Source organism: Pantoea sp. EKM21T (assembly GCF_011800405.1).
GTDB lineage: Bacteria > Pseudomonadota > Gammaproteobacteria > Enterobacterales > Enterobacteriaceae > Pantoea > Pantoea agglomerans.
The window spans coordinates 75,842-93,547 of record NZ_JAALFV010000013.1 but is presented as its reverse complement, the minus strand read 5'-3'; the positions used below and the strand labels follow the sequence as shown (position 1 = coordinate 93,547).

Genomic DNA, 17,706 nt, shown 5'->3' with positions numbered 1-17,706 from the left:
ACTTTCTCATGAACGATTCCCAGGGGTCCTTCGCCAGAATCCAGCTTTACGTTAACAGACCCCAAAGCGGAAGAGGGTTATTTTTTCAGCCACGTTTCCATATGCTCAATTTCACCTTTTTGCGCTTTGATAATGTCCTCTGCCATCTTCTTCATTTCCGGGTCTTTCCCGTATTTCAGTTCCGTTTCGGCCATAGCAATAGCCCCTTTGTGATGCTCAATCATGCCCCTGGCAAACGCTCTGTCAGCGTCCTGCTCCTTCATGGCATTCATCATGTCGCTGTGCATCTTTTGCATTCCAGACATGTACTCTTTTGAAGCCGGAGACATATTCATATTCTGGGACATTTTTGAGTCCGGCTGCTGGGCTATAACGGCAGCCGGCAGGGCAAAAATCAGGGAAGCAAAAACAAATTGCGTTTTTTTCATAACCTCACTCCTTCATGTGTTGGATTCTGACTTCAGGTTTTCCCGATATCCTTTCGTGTGCCGGGAAACCTATTTCTGATACTAAGACAGTACAAGACCATGAGATTTGTCGACCTGCCGGTAAAACGTTAAAACGCCTCCCGGGGAGCTGGCATCATGGCCGTGAACGTAATTACATTATCGTTCATGGAAACCTGCAGATCGCCCTCATGAGCCAGTAAAACAGAACGGGTGATAGACAGCCCCAGCCCGGCACCATCCGTATTATGCTGACGGGAAGCGTCGCCCCGGTAAAAACGGTCAAAAAGCCGGTTCAGACTATCCCTGTTGATATTTTCTGTGGGGTTAGAGACATGTATAAAAACCCTGCCGGCGTGGTGTTCAGCCAGCACATTAATGGCTGATCCGGGTAATGAATATTTTATGGCATTAGTTATCAGATTACTCATTGCACGACGCAGCATCAGGCGATCGCCTCTGACAACTGCCTCCCCCTGCAGAGAAAGCGTTTTGCCGCTGTCACCGGCAAGCGGTTCAAAAAAATCGAGGAGCTCTTCCAGCTCTGCGTTTAACGAAACGTCCTGTTTCTCCAGAGGCATCAGCCCGTTTTCAGATTTAGCCAGGAAAAGCATATCACTGCTCATTCTGGCGAGCCGGCTCAGCTCTTCCAGATTTGAAAAAAGCACCTCACGGTAACTTTCGGCATCACGTTCACGTGACAGCGCAACCTGAGTCTGCATCATCAGATTACTGACAGGGGTACGCAGTTCATGCGCGATATCCGAAGAGAACTCAGACAGACGACTAAATGAATCTTCCAGCCGTTCAAGCATGCTGTTAAATTCAGCTACTGTTACCTTCAGTTCGGCTGGCAGATTATGGCCAGGGAGACGTTTGCTCAGGCTGTTAATCGTAATTGCCGAGGCAAGCCGGTTTATTTCATTCAGAGGCCTGAGTCCCATCCGGGTGACGAGCCATCCCAGAAAAACGGAGATAAATATCAGAGCGACATTAAACCAGACCAGCCATCTTTTAAGCTGACCGATAAACTCATCATGAAGGCTGGTATCATAGGCGGCCGTAATCAGTACATCGTTTAGTTTACCTGCGCTCTTCGCATTAATTTTTCTGACCATAACGTTATAACGCCTGCTGTCTTCCTCCACCGTCTGCATAATACCCGGACGGGTAGCTTCGCCGCTAAAGCGCTCATAAGGCACCAAAAAACCGGGAGATGAATAGTCGGCCAGCATCTGGTTATCAATTGTTTTAACGGAAAGATAAAGTCCGCTGTGACCAACCATGGCATCCGAAAGCTTTCGTGCAAGCGATGCGCTGTCGAGCTTTCCGGCGTGCACCTCGCCCTCAAGAAGCTCTGTGGCAAGCTCAAGCTTTCCGGTCAGCAATGTGGCATCCTGATGACGAAAATAACTGCTGAGGGCGGCTACAAGCAGCACACTCGAAAGAAGCCAGACGGACATCATCACGCCGGCAAAGATTATGCTCAGTCGTGATGTCAGGGACCAGTTACGCTTCACTCTTCCCGTATCTCCAGCACATATCCGATACCCCGTACCGTGTGAATAAGCTTTGGTGTAAAGTCATCATCCACCTTACTGCGAAGTCGTCTGACGGCCACATCAATCACATTGGTATCGCTTTCAAAATTGATATTCCAGACCAGAGATGAAAGCAGGCTCCTTGGCAGCACCTCTCCGGTCCGCTGTAACAGCAGCTCAAGCAGCACAAATTCTTTAGCAGACAAATGTATCTTTTTGCCGGAACGGCTCACACTCCGGCGGGTGACATCCATAACCAAATCAGCAATGCGGTGCGTACCGGACGCTTGCGTACGGTTGCGTCTGAGCAGGGTGCGGATACGCGCCAGCAGCTCGGCAAAATCAAAGGGTTTGAGCAGATAGTCATCCGCGCCAAGATCGAGACCTTTAATCTTTTCACTGACGTTATCCCGGGCAGTCAGAAACAGCACGGGCTCTTCGTGCCGGGCCATACGCATCTGCTGAAGAATATCCCAGCCGTCCATTGAGGGCAGCATTACATCCAGAATAATGAGATCATAATGCTGTCGCAGGATATGCTCCAGTCCCTGACGCCCGTCGTTTACAAGGGTTACATCATATCCCGCTTCCAGAAGCCCCTGTCTCAGGTAGGTACCGGTTTTCAGTTCATCCTCAACGATCAGCATAGTGGTCATGGGCAGCTTTCCTGCAGGCTACGGTTAGTCGTTATTCCATACCGGTACCCGGCGACAGCGTGCCCAGCCAGGCGACGGTTGCCAGTATCAGTACCGAAACAGTAAATTCCGTGATAATGCTTTTACGCATCAGGTAAATACCCATCTTATATTGGCCCTGACGCAGGGCCTTTTCCAGTCGCGGTGTAAGCCGGAAGCGATTGGCGGCGGCCAGCAGCAGCATCAGAAAAAACAGAACAGTTTTTATCAGCAGCAGCAGACCATAGTCACTGCCTGGCAGGGTACTCAGAGGCTTTTCAACGATAAATACGAAGTTAACCACGGCGGTGATGACAATGCTCAGCACAATGATCGTGCCGGCACGGGCAAAACCCGACAGCGCTGCGGCCAGCTGGCTGGCATAGACAGCCTTTTCAGCCTTTTTAATGCATAAGAGCAGAGTAAAAGCCGCCAGTGCACCGATCCAGGCCCCGGCCGCTGTCAGATGAATGATATCGCTCAGAAGATGAAGATAGTAGCTGATCCCGTCATTCATTGCCGCATGCCCGCCCCATGCCAGTGTAGCAAGTGCTATACCGCCGGACAGGGTAAGCACATAACGTGACAGCCCGACATGCCTGAGCCGCAGGCCAAGCCCGATAAACGCCATGACCAGCGCAGCGAAGCGGATAACCCAGCTCATGCCCACTGCAGTTTCCCCGACAACCATCTCCATAATATGCAGCGTCAGTTCGCCGGGATCACTGACGCCACTCATGGCCTGAGCGACAAGCAGCATATTTACAAGGGACAAAACCATGCCAGCAGAGATGAGCGTAAAAAAGAACGACCAGACGCTGAACAACGATACCGATTTTTTCAATACACCCTTTACCCCATAAATTTCGAATAAAGGCAGGCCAAAAAGAAGCATAAGATCCAGGTAAAGAAAAAAACGGATGATAATAAAAGTCTGATCGTTCATGGTATTACTTCACGCTAAAACTGTAGTTGCCGGTGCGTGGGTGAGTATCAGAAGATACCGCCCGCCATTCCACTTTATAGGTTCCTGCAGGCAGAGTTTTTGCCGGTGTGATAATCATTGTTTTCGGATCGCTGCCCGCTGAGACTTTAGCCGCAACGGGCATTGGCGCATGAGAAGACATGCCCGGCATGGCGGTCATTACAAGACGTGCGCCGGAAAATTTCGTTACCAGATTTTCGGTGAAATGCAGTTCCAGTTTAGACGGTGCCGTTATCTGAGACTTATCAGCAGGGACAGCAGACGCCAGTTCCGGATGCGCCTGTGCAGCGAAAGTTGCGACAGAAGTAACTAAAGCAAAGAAATATTTGGCAGATGAATGTTTCATAATAATACCTGTTTTGTTTGAATTAACTGCATCAGAACCACATGCGAGCCCCGAGGAGGAAGCGCACTTCATTATCTTTTTCACCTTCACGGGCAGCCATATCAGCAGTATTGCCATAGAGCTGGCTCCACGAAATCCCCACGTAAGGTGCAAATTCTCTTTTCACTTCATAGCGAAGGCGAAGAGCAAGTTCGGTACTGGAAAGGCCTTTACCGGTTTCCCGTGCTTCATCATCTTTCCCGTAAATATTTGCCTCAAAGGAAGGCTGCAGGATCAGGCGATTGGTCAGCAGCACATCGTATTCGGCTTCCAGCCTGAGCGCTGTCCGTCCCTGCTCGCCGGCAAACGCAGTCAGCTCGCTTTCAAAGTTGTACAACGCCATGCCCTGAAAACCAGCAGCCAGCCAGGTTTGCGGTTTTCCGGGCCTGAAATCCTGCCGGGCACCGGCAACCACGTCCCACCAGGGTGTCAGAGCATGTCCCCATAAAGCCTGAACTTCTGCGGATTCGACTTTACCTCGGGTGGTTTCACCTTCGCTACGTAACCAGAGTCGATTTATATCCCCGCCAGCCCAGCCGCTCACATCCCAGCTGAAGCCACCCGGATCACTGTTTTTTTGCCATTCCAGCTGATCGGCAAGCACAAAGTAATTTATGCTGTTGTCATGAACCTTATGCCCATGTACGTCCGGGAATGCTGCCTTACGGTCCGCCTCCGTAACCGGCGGAATGGGTGTACGGCTTTCTGCTGGCGCCGCGGGCTGCATGGATTCCATACCCTCCATACCGGATGCCCCAGGCGTCATTCCTTCCATTGACGCATGATCCATTCCCTGCATAGCAGAATGGTCCATGCCTGACATATCATGCTGTTGTGTATTGTCAGATGATCCCGTAGGTGCTGCATACGCGGGCATCACTATCGTTCCGGCAAACGCAGTGCAGGCCAGCAATCCTGCAGCGGAACGTGAAAAATACTTTGCCATACCATTCCATCCTGAAACTGACATTATCGCTACCTCACTCTGTAACCCGGACTTCACGAAACATGCCGGTTTCCATATGGAAAAGAAGATGACAGTGATAAGCCCACCGCCCGAGTGCATCGGCTGTCACCCGATAGCTTCGGCGGGTGCCCGGAGGCATATCGATAGTGTGTTTGCGTACCAGGAAATTACCGTCCTCATCCTCGAGATCGCTCCACATACCATGCAGGTGAATGGGGTGCGTCATCATCGTGTCGTTAACCAGCACCACACGCACGCGTTCGCCATATCGCAGCGTAACCGGTTCTGAATCGGAGAATTTAATACCGTTGAATGACCAGGCGAATTTTTCCATATGTCCGGTGAGATGTAGCTCGATGGTACGCGACGGCTCACGCCCGTCCGGATCTTCGAATGTGCTTTTCAGATCGGCATACGTAAGGACTTTTCTGCCGTTATTACGCAAACCAATGCCCGGGTCACTTAATTTAGGCGCCGGCATCATGGCCTGCATATCAACCAGTGGATTGTCTGTTTCAGATGCAGGATGTTTCTGCATGTCCCCCATGCCACTCATGCTGCCGTGATCCATCCCTGCCATGGCGCTATGGTCCATTTCCGGCATACTTTCTGCTGCTCCGGATACAGCTGAGCCATCCATAGCCTGCATAGCATTACCATCCATACCTGTCATGGTGTCGTTATTCATGCTCTGCATCTGGCTGTGATCCATACCTCCCATGCTGCCGTGATCCATCCCGCCCATCCCCATATCGTCCATAGTCAGCCAGGGGCGTGGATCGGGAGCCGGTACCGGAGCATAAAGCCCTTCACGGACAGCCAGCGTGCCGCGAGCGTAGCCGCTTCTGTCCATAGACTGCGCGAAAATAGTGTAGGCATCTTCAGCCGGCTCAACGATTACATCGTAAGTTTCGGCCACAGCGATGCGGAACTCGTCAACAGCAACAGGCGTGACATACTGGCCATCAGCCGCCACGACCGTCATTTTCAGACCCGGAATGCGCACATCAAAGTAGGTCATGGCGGAACCGTTAATGAAACGCAGGCGTACCTTCTCGCCTTTACGGAACAGCCCTGTCCAGTTTTTTCCTGGGCCCTGCCCGTTCATGAGATAGGTATATGTGGCACCACTGACGTCAGCCAGATCCGTCGGATTCATCTTCATTTCTGCCCACATTTTCCGATCGGACAACGTACTGCCGAGACCTTTTTCCCTGGCGTCACGGAAAAAGTCAGAAACGGTAGGTTTCGCAAAGTTGTAATAATCGGACTGCTTTTTCAGTTTGGCGAGAATGTCTGATGCTTTTTCATCAGACCAGTCGGTAAGCATGACTATGTGTTCGCTGTCCCAGACAAACGGTTCTGGTTCAGCTGCATCAATAATAATCGGGCCATAAACACCTTCCTGCTCCTGCAGGCCGGAATGGCTGTGATACCAGTATGTACCGTTCTGCTTTAGCTTAAAGGAGTAAACATAGGTATCGTCCGGCTCAATACCATGAAAACTCAGTCCCGGTACGCCATCCATATTCGCCGGCAGAAGAATGCCATGCCAGTGAATTGATGTCGGTTCAGAAAGGCGATTTTTGACTCTTAATGTAACGGTATCGCCTTCTTTCCAGCGCAACAGAGGACCTGGCAGGCCAGCATTAATGGTTTTTGCATACCGGGTTTTACCGGTGATATTAAGCGGCGTCTCGCCAATAAACAGATCAAAGTCTGTGCCGGTAAGTGTGCGGGACGGCATCAGGCTTACCGCCGAGAATGCATCGAATGTTCGCAGGCCCAGTCCGCCCACAATGCCAGCGGCAGTGATCCCTTTAATGAAATTACGTCGTGAACTTTTAAGCTGCATGACTGAACTCCGGCAATTTCCTGTTATCCCGGGAGAATGGCTCTCTCCGCATCGGAAGCACAAGCCGTGCTTACCGTTCAGGATGTAAATTTTTTTGTTACCGGAAAGCTACCACAGCTACAGACTTTGTGTGATTACAATTGTGTAATGTTGGAACGCACTGTTTATAAATTACATTTCTGTCATTTTTCGCCGTAACGTTTTTTCTTCTGTACGATGAACATCACTGAGGCCACAGGTAAACCCGGCCGGTAATTGTTTATTCTTATTTTACATTCAACGTTAAGGACTGCCACCATGAAAAAAGTAATGCTTATCCCTCTTGTGATCCTGATTTCCGCTTCGTCCGCATGGGCACAGCAGCATCCTGAAACAGCATCAGATAACACTGATAACCGTGTTTCTGTCTCTTCGATGAATGAGCATGAACGAGCCATTCTTGCGCATGAGAGCATGGATAATGCAAACTCAGCTGCACATCAGAGCATTATCGATCTGCACCGTAAAATGATGCTGGAAGAGAAATAACGGATAGTATGTGGACAGAAAATTCGCCCGGAGTTTTCTGTTCTCCTTTGCCACTGCATCCGGGATGTATTGTGTATTACCCTCATCATTAATGTATTTCCGGTAAATCTTCTTTCAGGCTGATTTCAGCCGGCCCGCTGACTGTGGCGGGCTACTTTTTTATATTTTAAACATTCTGTTTACTGCAGACCCCGGTTTACTCAACGTGCAGTAAGGTGTAACTGTATTTACCTTTTTTACCCGGTTCAGGTCTTATCTGCCAGCTGACTGCCCTGAACCTGCACTGCAATCTGCGATTTATCTTCCGGTTATGCCTGAAAGGCCTCATGCTGAAACGATAAAAGCATCGAAATGAATATACAGCCGCTTACAGAATGCCATCAGAACCAATAAAATTTGAAGGTCAGTTTTTTACGTTTCATGACGCATACACCGCTCTTATGCATAATGACAAATTCTAACCGTCAAGAAAAGCGTGCTCTTGCTTCGCCCGTAAATATTTAAAATAATTAACATAGAAATTGATTAATGTGCTTTTATAGCACTCAAAAAATAAGCAGCATTAAGCAAGTAATTTATAGATAAATAGCACATTTCATCATATGAAAATACTAAGCTGGTTGAAATAGCTTCAACAAAATTCCTCAGCATTAGTTCAAAGCGATAAAGCCTCCAGTTGCAGCAGGAAACAAAAAATAAATATCATAAAAATGCCGGGTGTTTATAAGCGTTGCAAAAAAGCCCCAGGCAGGGGCTGATTTGAATAAATGGTTCGTATCTGTAAGGTAAGGATTTCTGCATCTGAATAAAACATTAAGGACTGATATAGCAACCCGCTTCCGTCAGTTTTACTTCATGCCGCGATGTATTGCAGCCATTGACTGGTGTGCTTCTGACTGGCCGTTACTCATATTTTCGTGGACAACGGCGGCCCTTTCATGTTCATCCATTTCTGCAAAAGATGGCGCGGTACTTGATTTCATGCCGGCCATCTCATCTGACATCTTCTGATGGTTCTTCGCCATTTTCTGATGAGCATCAGAAGCACTATTTTTCATGGAATTATGAACGATAAGGGCCTGTTCATGCTGATCCATACTCTTCATTTGTGATACTTCTCCCCTGACAGATTCAGGAACGGATGAAGACGGTTGTTGGTGCGCTGCCGCCTGGGCATTATTAACATGCTCATGAATGTTAATGTTTCCATCGGCCCAGGCTGAAGGAATTAAGCTAAGTCCGACAAAGGAAGCGAAGATTAAACTTTTCATAATAAGGTCCCCATTGATAATGAAATAAATAACGGACTGTCAACGATGTCATCAACTAAAGAACTCACAAGCCAGACTGATTTCATTTTAAAAAAGATAATATACGTAACTCAGCGCCTGTATTCCGCTGATATTGATCCATAAAGACTGTTCCGCCTGCTTAGTGAGGACGATTCTACCTGCTTAATTCTGTTGAAGGCATGACAGCTTAATGACATCTCTGTAATATATTTATTATTCGTCGAAAAACTGGAGACATTCGGGACACTATGCAGCCGTTCTGGGTAATAGCAAAATGAATCGTGTCGAAACTGTATCTGATTCGACCCACAGTTTCCCGTGATGAGCGTTTACGATTGACTTTACAATCGCCAGACCAATCCCACTGCCTTCTCCCTTTCTTTGCCGCGATGGATCGACGCGATAAAATCGATCAAACAAACGTGGCAGGTGTTCTGCAGGTATCGGTTTCCCTGGATTTTCAACTATAAGCTGAACGCTATTCTCATTCCCCGCAATGGTTACAGTCACTATCTTCCCTGACTGCGTATAACGCAGAGCGTTAGAAAGAAGATTATTTAATGCCCTTCGGTACATAAGTGGGTCTCCTTTAATTAGGCAGCACGACCCGTTTAACTGCAGAGAAACATTGAGTTCTTCTGCCCAGGCTTCGAAAAAATCAAACACCTTGACCACTTCTGTGCGGAGATCAAACATTATCCGTTCGGGGATCAATTGATTATTATCAGCCTGTGCCAGAAAAAGCATATCGCTGACCATTTTTGTCATTCTGTTATACTCTTCCAAGCTGGAATACAACACATCCTCCAGCTCTTTCTGCGTTCTGTGCTGACTTAGCGCGATTTCAGTCTGTGTAACCAGATTGGTTATGGGCGTTCTGATTTCATGGGCGATATCAGCAGAGAAATTTGCCTGTCGCGTAAATACATCCTCAATCTTTTCAATCATATGGTTAAACGATATCACCAGTTGCTCCAGCTCGATGGGAACTTTGGACGGTTCCAGTCTCACATCCAGGTTCTCCGAGGTAATATTTTTAATGGCCTTGCTGACGTTGCGGAGAGGAAGATGTCCCTGCCGAACCGCTATGCGGATAATGAAAATAATCAACAGACTGATTACGAAGGCAATGGCAATTAAATTCTTTTTTAGTGCTTCCAGGTAATGAAGATGAAAGTCAATCGAGAGCCCAATTATCATCTGATACGTCTGTGGTTTTCCGTTAAGCGTTGCTTTGCCTGAAGATGCAACGATTCTGTAAGTCTGCATTTTCATGTCAGAGCCGTTGCGCATAAGTAAAGCTGGCTCTTTCACTGTCCAGAGGAATATTTCTCTGGCCCGACTATGCGCGGTAAAGTTTGATGCATTGACCGCAGAGCGTAACGTCGCCCCTTGTGGTGAGCTGAACAACACGTCACCCCCATCAGTCAAAATAAGAACAGCGACGTTGCGGTAATCTGAGATGGATTCTTTGATTTTACTTATTTTTTTTTGGTCCGGAGCTACAGGTGTCTGCAGTATTCTGTTCATCGTGATACTGATTTGTTTCAGATCCCGGACATCCTGCTCTGCAAAGTGTTTTTCAACGGAATGCAGCATAAACCAGGTAAAAGCAAAAAACGCAATTATGGTGGACAGGCTGATAAAGAAGGTCAGTCTCAGTGCGAGAGAGTAAGGGCGCCCTGAGAAATTAAAACGCATCCGGAACCTCCAGGATATATCCCACGCCGCGGACCGTCTGGATCAGCTTAGGCTCATAATCGTTGTCTACCTTTGCCCTGAGGCGTTTTACTGCCACATCTATAGCATTAGTATCGCTGTCAAAGTTCATATCCCAGACCTGCGATGCAATCAGCGAACGGGGCAGCACCTCTCCCTGATGACGAATGAAGAATTCCAGCAGGGAGAACTCCTTACTCGTCAGCAAAATACGTTTCCCTGCGCGGCTAACCTTCCTTGAAACGAGGTCTACCATCAGATCAGCCACCTTAAACTGGCTTTCCGTGATGACTGTGTTACCCCGTCGTAAAAGTGTCCTGACCCGGGCAAGAAGCTCAGCAAACGCAAATGGTTTAATCAGGTAATCGTCCGCGCCCAGCTCAAGTCCTTTAACCCGGTGCTCAATGGTGCCGAGAGCCGTAAGCAGCAAAACAGGCATACCTTTACCTGCGGCACGAAGCATACGAATAATATCCCAGCCGTTTACATCCGGGAGCATGATATCCAGAATCAGTAAATCATATTCGGCTGTTATGGCGAGATGATATCCGGTCAGACCATTATCAGCGTGATCAACTACAAATCCCGCCTCAGTAAGCCCTTTACTGAGGTACTCTCCAGTTTTTACTTCATCTTCAACGATCAGTATTTTCATCTTGCTCCCCTGGCTGACTACTCATGCCATTCATTCTATTTAGCCTAAGCATGTAATCAACGACTTACGTTAAAAATGACAGCATTGTCATTATTCAGTCACCTGGCAAACAGAGAGCATTCTGTAAAATCCCCCTATCAATACTCTGGACTTCATTTGAACCATTTACCAGGCCTGCCTGGAAGAGAAGCGTTATGTTCAAATTAAAACTATTAAGCATCAGCATGATTTTTATACTGACAGGCTGCGTTTCACTGGCACCTGAGTATCAGCGGCCGGCAGCGCCAGTACCACAGCAGTTTTCTCTGTCACGCAACAGCCTGACGCCAGCGGTAAATGGCTATCAGGATACGGGCTGGCGTAATTTTTTTGTCGATCCCCATGTTACCCTGCTGATCGGTGAAGCCCTGACAAACAACCGTGATTTGAGAATGGCCGCCCTGAAGGTTGAAGAGGCCCGGGCCCAGTTCAACGTCACGGATGCAGATCGTAATCCCCAGTTGAATGCCTCATCCGGGATCACCTACCGCGGTAGTCTGAAAGGTGACAAGCCGACCGCACAGGAGTACGACGCGGGTCTGGAGCTCAGCTATGAGCTCGATTTTTTCGGCAAGCTTAAGAACATGAGTGAAGCTGACCGCCAGAACTATTTTGCCAGCGAAGAAGCCCGTCGTGCCGTACACATCCTGCTGGTATCGAACGTTTCACAGAGCTATTTCAGCCAGCAACTGGCGTCCGAACAACTCCGTATTGCGCGGGAAACGCTGAAAAATTATCAACAGTCTTATGCTTTCGTTGAACAACAGCTGGTGACCGGGAGTGCGAACGTTCTGGCGCTTGAACAGGCCAGGGGACAAATCGAAAGTACCCGCGCTGAGATAGCCAAACGAGAAGGCGATCTGGCGCAGGCAAACAATGCCCTGCAACTGCTGCTGGGAACCTACCACGCACTTCCGTCAGAAAAAACGATGAAAGGTGGTGAGATCGCACCAGTAAAACTGCCACCAAACCTGTCGTCACAAATTTTGCTGCAGCGCCCGGATATCATGGAAGCGGAATACCAGCTCAAAGCGGCTGATGCCAATATTGGCGCAGCGCGAGCGGCCTTTTTCCCATCCATTAGCCTGACCAGTAGTCTTTCCGCAAGCAGTACAGAGCTGTCCAGCCTCTTTACGTCAGGAAGCGGAATGTGGAATTTTATTCCCAAAATTGAAATTCCTGTTTTTAATGCCGGCAGGAACAAAGCCAATCTGAAACTGGCTGAAATTCGCCAGCAACAGTCGGTGGTTAACTACGAACAAAAAATTCAGTCCGCCTTTAAGGATGTATCCGATACGCTTGCGCTGCGGGACAGCCTTAGCCAGCAACTTGAGGCACAGCAGCGTTATCTCAATTCACTGCAGATAACCCTCCAGCGTGCCAGAGGATTATATTCAAGTGGTGCTGTCAGCTACATTGAAGTGCTGGATGCAGAACGCTCCCTGTTCACGACACAGCAAACCATTCTCGATCTTACATATTCCCTTCAGGTTAACGAAATCAATCTGTTCACCGCACTGGGTGGCGGTTGGGTAGAGTAAATTTAATTCATTAATCAGGAAATAAAAAATGCGTAATTCACTTAAAGCCGTTTTATTGGGCACCTTCTCTGTCATGATTTCTGCCGGTCTTCATGCTGAAACACATCACCATGGTGATATGAATGCTGCCAGTGATGCTTCGACACAGCAAATTATTTATGGCAACGGTGTCGTTAAAGACATTGATATAAAAAGTAAAAAAATTACCATTTCGCACGGAGCTATCCCTGCGGTGGGCTGGCCTGCAATGACCATGCGCTTCACCTTTGTGAATGCAGACGACACCATTAATGCCCTGAAAACCGGTAACCACGTTGATTTCTCGTTTATTAAGCAGGGCAATATCGCCTTACTCAAAAGCATTAACGTTACCCAATCCTGACTGACAGCCCGGAGCGAATATATCCAGTGGGCCTGAACACTTATAAAGATATTTCTGTGAATTAATGATCAGGCGCATATGCTAGGTGTTTTGATTTTTCAGCGAGAAATTGTATGGCTTCTTTAAAGATAAAATATGCTGCAATAATTATCAGCAGCCTGATAGCAGGGGGGCTGATATCGGTTACTGCCTGGCAGTATGTAAACCCGGAACAAAAAACAGTACAAACGGAACTAAAGACACCGGAGCGAAAGATACTTTTCTGGTATGACCCGATGAAACCGGATACGAAATTTGATAAACCCGGAAAATCACCCTTTATGGACATGGACCTGGTGCCAAAATATGCAAATGAAAGCGGCGAGAAAATCAGCGATGGGATCCGTATTGATCCAACGCTGGTTCAGAACCTGGGATTAAAAACGCAAAAAGTCACACGCGGAATGCTGAATTATTCTCAGACAATACCGGCCAATGTTATTTACAACGAGTATCAGTTTGTCATTGTGCAGGCGCGCTCTGACGGTTTCGTCGAAAAAGTGTATCCCCTGACGATTGGCGATCATGTGAAGGAAGGTACACCGCTTATCGATATTACCATTCCGGAATGGGTGGAAGCACAAAGTGAGTTTCTACTGTTATCTGGCACCGGAGGGACACCAACGCAAATTAAAGGTGTGCTTGAACGACTTCGTCTGGCCGGAATGCCGGAAAAGGATATCCAGAAACTGCGGTCAACCCGGAGTATTCAGACCCGGTTTACCATTAAGGCACCGATAGATGGTGTCATTACGGCGTTTGACCTGCGCACTGGTATGAATATCTCAAAAGATAAAGTGGTGGCACAGATTCAGGGGATGGATCCGGTCTGGATCAGTGCGGCAGTACCCGAATCCATCGCCTATCTCCTGAAAGACACCTCTCAATTTGAAATTTCAGTACCGGCCTATCCGGATAAATTGTTCCATGTAGAAAAATGGAACATTCTTCCCAGCGTCGATCAAACCACCCGGACCCTGCAGGTACGTCTGCAGGTATCAAACAAGGACGAACGTCTTAAACCGGGCATGAATGCCTATCTGAAACTGAATACCCGGAGCCAGGAAATGTTGCTGATCCCGTCGCAGGCCGTTATTGACACCGGTAAAGAACAGCGCGTGATCACTGTCGATGCAGAAGGTCGGTTTGTGCCAAAAAGGGTCCACGTTCTCCACGAATCTCAGCAACAGTCCGGTATCGGCACCGGCCTCAATGAAGGCGATATGGTGGTAGTCAGCGGCATGTTCCTGATTGACTCCGAAGCCAACATTACGGGCGCACTGGAACGTATGCGTCATCCGGAAACAACGGACGGCACAATGTCGCCAATGTCCGCTCCGTCTGCAAATACACATTCCGGTCATTGAGGAGACGATGATGATTGAATGGATTATACGGCGATCGGTTGCCAACCGTTTCCTCGTTATGATGGCCGCTCTGTTTCTTAGTGTCTGGGGCACCTGGACTATCATCAACACCCCTGTGGATGCGCTACCCGATCTGTCCGATGTACAGGTAATTATCAAGACCAGCTATCCTGGTCAGGCTCCGCAGATTGTTGAAAACCAGGTTACATATCCGCTCACGACCACCATGCTGTCGGTACCCGGTGCCAAGACCGTGCGCGGTTTTTCCCAGTTCGGCGATTCCTACGTGTATGTCATTTTTGAGGACGGGACCGATCTGTACTGGGCCCGCTCGCGTGTGCTCGAATACCTTAATCAGGTTCAGGGAAAACTGCCTTCCGGTGTAAGCTCGGAAATCGGGCCTGATGCCACAGGTGTGGGCTGGATATTTGAATATGCTCTGGTTGATCACAGCGGAAAACACGACCTTTCCGAACTGCGCTCTCTGCAGGACTGGTTCCTGAAATTTGAACTGAAAACTATCCCTAACGTCGCGGAAGTTGCATCAGTAGGCGGCGTGGTCAAGCAGTACCAAATCCAGGTTAACCCGGAGAAACTGGCCCAGTACGGCATCAGCCTGCCAGAAGTAAAACAGGCCCTTGAGTCATCTAATCAGGAAGCCGGTGGCTCATCCGTTGAAATCGCCGAAGCGGAGTACATGGTCCGGGCCAGCGGTTACCTCCAGTCCATAGACGATTTCAATAACATCGTCCTGAAAACCGGAGAAAACGGTGTACCGATTTATCTGCGGGACGTGGCCCGCGTGCAGACCGGGCCTGAAATGCGGCGTGGTATAGCAGAACTTAACGGTCAGGGAGAAGTCGCCGGCGGCGTCGTGATCCTGCGGTCGGGTAAAAATGCGCGCGACGTTATCACGGCAGTGAAAGATAAACTGGAGACCCTGAAGGCAAGTTTGCCTGAAGGCGTTGAGATTGTGACTACCTACGATCGCAGCCAGTTAATTGACCGGGCCATTGACAACCTCAGCTACAAACTCCTGGAAGAGTTTATCGTGGTGGCCATCGTCTGCGCCCTGTTCCTGTGGCATGTTCGTTCGGCCCTGGTGGCGATTATTTCTCTGCCTCTTGGTCTGTGTATCGCCTTTATTGTCATGCATTTCCAGGGGCTGAACGCCAATATAATGTCGCTGGGAGGGATCGCCATTGCCGTAGGGGCGATGGTGGATGCCGCCATCGTGATGATTGAAAATGCGCATAAATGGCTGGAAGAGTGGGATCATCAGCATCCGGGTGAGCAGATTGATAACGCAACCCGCTGGAAGGTTATCACCGATGCCTCCGTTGAAGTGGGACCCGCGCTGTTTATCAGTCTGTTGATCATTACCCTGTCCTTTATTCCTATTTTTACCCTGGAAGGACAGGAAGGTCGTCTGTTTGGTCCGCTGGCCTTCACGAAAACCTACTCCATGGCGGGCGCGGCCGCGCTGGCCATCATCGTCATTCCGATTCTGATGGGATTCTGGATCCGCGGGAAAATTCCTGCCGAGACCAGCAATCCCCTGAACCGGCTGCTGATCAAAGCGTATCATCCTTTGCTGCTGCGGGTACTTCACTGGCCAAAAATAACCCTGCTGGTTGCGACCTTATCCATCTTCACGGTTATCTGGCCCCTGAGTCAGGTAGGCGGCGAGTTTCTGCCGAAGATAAATGAGGGCGACCTGTTGTATATGCCCTCAACATTGCCGGGCGTGTCGCCGGCAGCGGCCGCTGCGCTCTTACAGACCACGGATAAGCTTATTAAAACCGTACCTGAAGTAGCTTCTGTTTTTGGCAAGACCGGGAAGGCCGAGACCGCGACGGATTCCGCGCCGCTCGAAATGATGGAAACCACGATCCAGCTTAAACCAGAGGATCAGTGGCGGCCCGGCATGACGATTGACAAGATTATTGACGAACTCGATAAAACGGTCCGTTTACCCGGTCTGGCTAACCTCTGGGTGCCCCCCATCCGTAACCGTATTGATATGCTCTCAACCGGGATAAAAAGTCCGATAGGTATCAAGGTGTCAGGTACTGTTCTGTCCGATATCGATGCAACGGCGCAGAGCATTGAGGCGGTAGCCAAAACCGTGCCGGGCGTGATATCGGCTCTGGCCGAGCGACTGGAGGGCGGGCGCTACATTGACATCGATATTAACCGTGAAAAAGCCTCCCGCTACGGGATGACGGTGGGTGATGTCCAGCTGTTTGTCTCCTCAGCCATCGGCGGCGCGACGGTGGGGGAAACGGTTGAGGGCGTGGCCCGGTATCCGATTAATATCCGTTACCCGCAGGATTACCGGAGCAGTCCACAAGCTCTGAGGGAAATGCCCATCCTGACACCCATGAAACAGCAGATCACGCTGGGTGACGTTGCCGATATTAACGTTGTATCCGGACCTACCATGCTGAAAACGGAAAACGCGCGACCGGCCAGCTGGATTTATGTTGATGCCCGCGGCAGGGACATGGTGTCGGTGGTCAACGATATCAGGACGGCTATCAGCGAAAAAGTGAAACTGAGACCGGGGACCAGCGTGTCATTCTCCGGTCAGTTTGAATTACTGGAGCATGCCAACAAGAAACTGAAACTGATGGTTCCGATGACGGTGGTGATCATTTTCATCCTGTTGTATCTGGCATTCCGTCGTGTGGATGAGGCCTTGCTGATCCTGATGAGTCTGCCGTTCGCGCTGGTCGGGGGAATATGGTTCCTCTACTGGCAGGGCTTCCACATGTCTGTGGCGACCGGAACCGGGTTTATCGCCCTGGCCGGGGTGGCGGCAGAATTTGGTGTGGTCATGCTGATGTATCTGCGTCATGCCATTGAAGCACACCCGGAATTGTCCCACCGGGAGACGTTCACACCTGAAGGCCTTGATGAAGCTCTTTATCATGGAGCAGTATTACGTGTCCGGCCAAAAGCCATGACTGTAGCGGTGATCATTGCGGGCCTGCTACCCATTCTGTGGGGAACCGGAGCAGGCTCAGAAGTCATGAGTCGGATTGCGGCCCCCATGATTGGAGGGATGATAACAGCTCCGCTTCTTTCACTGTTCATTATTCCTGCTGCCTACAAATTAATCTGGCTGCGCAGGCATAAAACAGACGTATCATGACATTCTAAGGCCCTCTGTCGGAGAGAGCCTTTATATCAGGATGGGTATCGAAACTGCACTACGTCTATTATGAAAAGTGCTGTGTCAGTGATGCTGTCACTCAGTTTTCCAGAGCCGGCATTGGCAACAAAACG

15 protein-coding genes are annotated in these 17,706 nt (G+C 49.2%); 5 read left to right on the top strand and 10 right to left on the bottom strand.

Going from position 1 to position 17,706, the window contains the following annotated elements:
- Positions 1 to 77 precede the first annotated feature (77 nt).
- The 7 genes from HFD87_RS20905 to HFD87_RS20875 form a co-directional block, all read right to left on the bottom strand.
- Entirely contained in the window at positions 78 to 428 is a 351-nt protein-coding gene (locus HFD87_RS20905; RefSeq protein WP_133846935.1) for a DUF305 domain-containing protein, read from the bottom strand.
- Positions 429 to 556: 128 nt separating this feature from the next.
- Positions 557 to 1,966, bottom strand: coding sequence for a heavy metal sensor histidine kinase (locus tag HFD87_RS20900; RefSeq protein ID WP_133846934.1), 1,410 nt, complete (start codon positions 1,964 to 1,966; stop codon positions 557 to 559).
- Complete coding sequence (locus tag HFD87_RS20895) at positions 1,963 to 2,643, bottom strand: heavy metal response regulator transcription factor (RefSeq protein WP_133846933.1); 681 nt, start codon at positions 2,641 to 2,643, stop codon at positions 1,963 to 1,965. The genes HFD87_RS20900 and HFD87_RS20895 overlap by 4 nt, the downstream gene beginning before the upstream one ends.
- A gap of 31 nt (positions 2,644 to 2,674) precedes the next feature.
- Positions 2,675 to 3,607, bottom strand: a complete 933-nt coding sequence (gene copD, locus HFD87_RS20890) for a copper homeostasis membrane protein CopD (RefSeq protein WP_133846932.1) — start codon at positions 3,605 to 3,607, stop codon at positions 2,675 to 2,677.
- Positions 3,608 to 3,611: 4 nt separating this feature from the next.
- The gene (gene copC, locus HFD87_RS20885; RefSeq protein ID WP_133846943.1) at positions 3,612 to 3,992 is read right to left on the bottom strand and encodes a copper homeostasis periplasmic binding protein CopC; all 381 of its coding nucleotides are present in this window, start codon (positions 3,990 to 3,992) and stop codon (positions 3,612 to 3,614) included.
- Between the two features lie 31 nt (positions 3,993 to 4,023).
- Positions 4,024 to 4,908 carry a copper resistance protein B gene (locus tag HFD87_RS20880; protein ID WP_133846942.1) on the bottom strand — a complete coding sequence of 295 codons (885 nt, stop codon included), beginning with the start codon at positions 4,906 to 4,908 and terminating at the stop codon, positions 4,024 to 4,026.
- Between the two features lie 103 nt (positions 4,909 to 5,011).
- Positions 5,012 to 6,853 carry a copper resistance system multicopper oxidase gene (locus tag HFD87_RS20875; protein ID WP_133846931.1) on the bottom strand — a complete coding sequence of 614 codons (1,842 nt, stop codon included), beginning with the start codon at positions 6,851 to 6,853 and terminating at the stop codon, positions 5,012 to 5,014.
- A 297-nt stretch (positions 6,854 to 7,150) separates the two neighbouring features.
- Between HFD87_RS20875 and HFD87_RS20870 the strand changes: the two genes are divergently transcribed.
- Positions 7,151 to 7,381, top strand: coding sequence for a hypothetical protein (locus HFD87_RS20870; protein ID WP_133846930.1), 231 nt, complete (start codon positions 7,151 to 7,153; stop codon positions 7,379 to 7,381).
- 848 nt (positions 7,382 to 8,229) lie between these two features.
- On the opposite strand, the gene HFD87_RS20865 is transcribed toward HFD87_RS20870, so the two are convergent.
- The 3 genes from HFD87_RS20865 to HFD87_RS20855 form a co-directional block, all read right to left on the bottom strand.
- On the bottom strand, positions 8,230 to 8,652 hold the full coding sequence (locus tag HFD87_RS20865; RefSeq protein WP_133846929.1) for a copper-binding protein: 423 nt from the start codon (positions 8,650 to 8,652) through the stop codon (positions 8,230 to 8,232).
- 267 nt (positions 8,653 to 8,919) lie between these two features.
- Complete coding sequence (locus HFD87_RS20860; protein WP_133846928.1) at positions 8,920 to 10,374, bottom strand: Cu(+)/Ag(+) sensor histidine kinase; 1,455 nt, start codon at positions 10,372 to 10,374, stop codon at positions 8,920 to 8,922.
- The gene (locus tag HFD87_RS20855; RefSeq protein WP_133846927.1) at positions 10,364 to 11,047 is read right to left on the bottom strand and encodes a copper/silver response regulator transcription factor; all 684 of its coding nucleotides are present in this window, start codon (positions 11,045 to 11,047) and stop codon (positions 10,364 to 10,366) included. The genes HFD87_RS20860 and HFD87_RS20855 overlap by 11 nt, the downstream gene beginning before the upstream one ends.
- A gap of 194 nt (positions 11,048 to 11,241) precedes the next feature.
- On the opposite strand from HFD87_RS20855, the gene silC reads away from it, so the two are divergent.
- The 4 genes from silC to silA all read left to right on the top strand — a co-directional run bounded on the left by silC (position 11,242) and on the right by silA (position 17,572).
- Positions 11,242 to 12,627 carry a Cu(+)/Ag(+) efflux RND transporter outer membrane channel SilC gene (gene silC, locus HFD87_RS20850; protein WP_157353245.1) on the top strand — a complete coding sequence of 462 codons (1,386 nt, stop codon included), beginning with the start codon at positions 11,242 to 11,244 and terminating at the stop codon, positions 12,625 to 12,627.
- A 28-nt stretch (positions 12,628 to 12,655) separates the two neighbouring features.
- A complete protein-coding gene (gene cusF, locus HFD87_RS20845; protein ID WP_133846925.1) occupies positions 12,656 to 13,009 on the top strand; it encodes a cation efflux system protein CusF in 354 nt (117 codons plus the stop codon).
- A gap of 113 nt (positions 13,010 to 13,122) precedes the next feature.
- Positions 13,123 to 14,415 carry an efflux RND transporter periplasmic adaptor subunit gene (locus HFD87_RS20840; RefSeq protein WP_133846924.1) on the top strand — a complete coding sequence of 431 codons (1,293 nt, stop codon included), beginning with the start codon at positions 13,123 to 13,125 and terminating at the stop codon, positions 14,413 to 14,415.
- 10 nt (positions 14,416 to 14,425) lie between these two features.
- Positions 14,426 to 17,572, top strand: coding sequence for a Cu(+)/Ag(+) efflux RND transporter permease subunit SilA (gene silA, locus HFD87_RS20835; protein ID WP_065647963.1), 3,147 nt, complete (start codon positions 14,426 to 14,428; stop codon positions 17,570 to 17,572).
- Positions 17,573 to 17,706: the final 134 nt, after the last annotated feature.